Annotated in this window: 3 protein-coding genes; 2 read left to right on the forward strand and 1 reads right to left on the reverse strand. The window is 73.5% G+C overall.

The features are described 5' to 3' along the window. Nucleotides 1-296: 296 nt before the first annotated feature. Entirely contained in the window at nt 297-1511 is a 1215-nt protein-coding gene (locus M0P34_RS14625; protein ID WP_291500432.1) for an SLC13 family permease, read from the reverse strand. 208 nt (nt 1512-1719) lie between these two features. Between M0P34_RS14625 and M0P34_RS14630 the strand changes: the two genes are divergently transcribed. After that, nucleotides 1720-2142 (forward strand): hotdog fold thioesterase, encoded by a 423-nt coding sequence (locus tag M0P34_RS14630; protein WP_291500435.1) that lies wholly within the window; start codon nt 1720-1722, stop codon nt 2140-2142. A 15-nt stretch (nt 2143-2157) separates the two neighbouring features. After that, a complete protein-coding gene (locus M0P34_RS14635; RefSeq protein WP_291500437.1) occupies nt 2158-2931 on the forward strand; it encodes a class I SAM-dependent methyltransferase in 774 nt (257 codons plus the stop codon). Nucleotides 2932-3122 lie beyond the last annotated feature (191 nt).

Below are 3122 nucleotides of genomic sequence, written 5' to 3' on the forward strand. Positions count from 1 at the left end.
CAGCGTCGGCGGCGAACTCTACGCCGTGCCGGACAGGAAGGCGGCGGGGTTGGAGTAGGGGGAAAGGGCGAGGCAGAAGAATCGAAGCCGGAGGCGGAGGTGCGACAGTGCCTCCGCCTCCGGCGCTTCTGTCTTCAGGTCCTTGGCGCACCGGGCCGAGGCAGAGTGGGGGGCAACTGGACAGCCGATCATATTGACCGTGTGTTGAGCAGGGCTTTCGCCTCTTTTGGCGCGCCTGGACATGCGGCAGCGCCTGGCTGCCGGAGGCATTGCAGCCGCTTTGGCCCCTTTGGGCCTCACCCCGCCAGGGCCCAGGCGATGGCCAGGGTGGTGAGGGTGACGGGGAGGCCGGTGCGGGCGTGTTCGGTCCAGGAGATGCGGATGCCCAGGCGGGCGGCCTGATCGATGACGATGATGTTGGCGATGGAGCCGACCACGATGAGGTTGCCGGCCAGGGTGCTGGACAGGGCCAGGAGGGTGCCGGCCTGGGCCGGGTCGGGCAGGGCCTGGGCCAGCGGCAGCAGCAGCATCACGGCGGGCACGTTGGAGACGAGGTTGGAGAGCAGGGCCGTGGCGGCGAAGAGCCGGGCCGGGACGGCGGGGTCCAGCCCCAGGGCGCGCAGGGCGGCCAGGGCGGTGTCCATGAGCCCGCTGGCCGCCACGGCGTGGTTGACCACGAACAGGCCGATGAAGAGCACCAGCAGCTGCCAGTCCACCAGGGCCAGGGTGCTGCGCGAGGCCATGCGCCGCGAGAGCAGCAGCACCCCGGCGGCGAGCAGTGCCGCCACCTCGCGCCCCAGCCCGCCCCACAGGAACACCCCCACCAGGGCCGCGAGTACCGCCAGCCCCTTGGCGCTCTGCCAGACGCCGAAGTCCGGTGCGTCCACCTCGGGCTCGGGCAGGGCCGTGGCCCAGCGGCCCCGGTAGAGCAGGGCGACGATGCCCCAGGTGGCCCCCAGGCCAAGCAGCGCGGGCAACCCGGCGGCCAGCAGGTAGGCCCCGAAGTCCAGGCCCATGACCTGGCCGATGAGCATGTTCTGCGGGTTGCCGATGAGGGTGGCGGCGCTGCCGACGTTGGCCGCGCAGGCCAGCCCCAGGAGCAGGGGCACGGGGTTCAGCCCGCGGCGGATGCCGCCCTGGGCCAGGATGGGCGCCATGGCCAGGCAGACGATGTCGTTGGCCAGCACCGCCGAGAGCCCCCCGGCCACGGCCACCACCAGCCCCAGCAGCGCCACTGGCCCCACGCGCGCCGCCGCCAGCCGCCGGGTCACGGCGGTGTAGAAGCCGCCCAGGCGCAACTGCGCCGAGACGATCATCAGCGCGAAAAGCAGGGCGATGGTGGACACGTCCACGGCGGCCCACGCCTCGTGGGGGCCCAGGCGCCCGGCGGCCAGCAGGGCGATGGCGCCGGTGAGCGCGACGCCGGTGCGGTCCAGGGCCAGCCCGGGCGCGCCGCCCAGGACCATGCCCGCGTAGACGAAGACGAAAACCGCGATGGTCAGCCAGTCCATGCGCACTCCGGGGGCGGCGGGGGAAGGATGGCCGATGCTTACAGCAGCCCCGGGCGCGAGTAAAGCGCCCGGCGGGCTTGCGCCGCGCGCGGCCCCGGGGTAGGCAGATGGCGCCGGGCGGCGTTGCCCGGGCCCGCCCGTGGCGGTCGGCCCCCGGCCCCCCGGCCCGCCGCCCGCCCGGATGAACGGCAAAACAGGAAGGAACCCCATGAGCGAGCTGGACGCGGCCTTTCGCGAGCTGATCGAAAGCGGCATCCCCTTCAACAATTTCCTTGGCCTGCGGGTGCGCCGCCTGGAGCCGGGGCGCTGCTCGCTGGTTGTGCCGCGCCGCCCGGAGCTGGTGGGCGACACCCGGCGCGGCGCGCTGCACGGCGGGGTCATTTCCATGCTTGTGGACACCTGCGGCGGGTTCGCCGTGTGGACCCTGGGCAAGCCCTCGGACCGCATCGCCACCATCGACCTGCGCGTGGACTACCTGAAGCCCGCCGTGGAGGGCGACCTGGTGGCCGAATCGCAGGTGCGCCTGCACGGCAACCGCGTGGGCAACGCGGTGACCGTGGTCTATTGCGACACGGACCCCGGGGCCATCGTGGCCGAGGGGCGCAGCGTCTACAACATCCGCCGGGCCTAGGCAGGGAGGGGCGTCATGCGCAGCGACCGCGACGCGGTGATCCAGAGGTTCCTGGTGGAGTTCGCCGAACCGGACGGCGCGGATATCCTGGAGGTGGGCTGCGCCGACGGGCGCGTGGCCGCCGGGCTGGCGGGCTGGGCGGCGTCCTATGTGGGGCTGGACGCGGACCCCCGGGCCCTGGCCGAGGCCCGGGCGCGCGTGCCGGACGCGACCTTCGTGGAGGGGCGGGGCGAGGAGCTGGACTTCGCCGACGAGAGCTTCGACGTGGTGCTTTTCACCTTGTGCCTGCACCGCATGGACGCCGACGCGGCCCTGGCCGAGGCCAGGCGCGTGCTGCGCCCGGGCGGGCGGGTGGTGGTGCTGGAGCCGGTGCCCTTCAGCGAGGCCGGGCGGGCGCGGGCCGTGCTGCGCGACGACGAGGCGGATCATGCCCTGGTCCAGCAGGCCATTGCCGATGGGCCCATGCCCGTGGTGCGGCGCGAGCTGTTCCGCACCACCCTGGAGTTCGAAGACTCCGGGGAGTGCCTGGATTTCCTGTTCGACTGGTGCGCCGGGCAGGGCGCCGACGCGGAGTGGGACCTGGATTTCCCGGGCGGCCCGGCCCCCGGCGGCCCCGGAGGCGACGGGCAGGGCGCCGACGACGAACAGGACGAGGAAGACTGCCGCGACCCCGACCTGGAACACCTGGTGCTCTCGGCGCTGGGCGCCAAGGGTGGCGAGGCGCCCCTGACGCTGTTCGACGATCTGCTGGTGGTGCTCCTGGCGCGGGTCGACCAGGGCGTTTTTTAGTCAACTCAGAGCCTTCCATCCGGAAATCCTTGGCGCGGCGTGCCTTGGCCCGCGATGCCGCGGCCGTATTTCGCGGGCGCGGCGCCGGGGGTGCGGCTCGCGCGGCGCTGCCCGCCTCCCTCAACCCCGGCGGCAGATGCACCAGATGCCCGCCAGCACCAGCCCCGCCCCGGCCAGATGCCCCGGGCCCG

The sequence above is a fragment of the Desulfocurvus sp. genome, assembly GCF_023230885.1.
Classification (GTDB): Bacteria; Desulfobacterota; Desulfovibrionia; order Desulfovibrionales; family Desulfovibrionaceae; genus Desulfocurvus.

Excerpts from the sequence above, each read along its gene's own strand:
- M0P34_RS14625 (WP_291500432.1), bottom strand. The coding sequence starts at position 1,511 with ATGGACTGGCTGACCATCGCGGTTTTCGTCTTCGTCTACGCGGGCATG.
- M0P34_RS14630 (WP_291500435.1), top strand. The coding sequence starts at position 1,720 with ATGAGCGAGCTGGACGCGGCCTTTCGCGAGCTGATCGAAAGCGGCATC.
- M0P34_RS14635 (WP_291500437.1), top strand. The coding sequence starts at position 2,158 with ATGCGCAGCGACCGCGACGCGGTGATCCAGAGGTTCCTGGTGGAGTTC.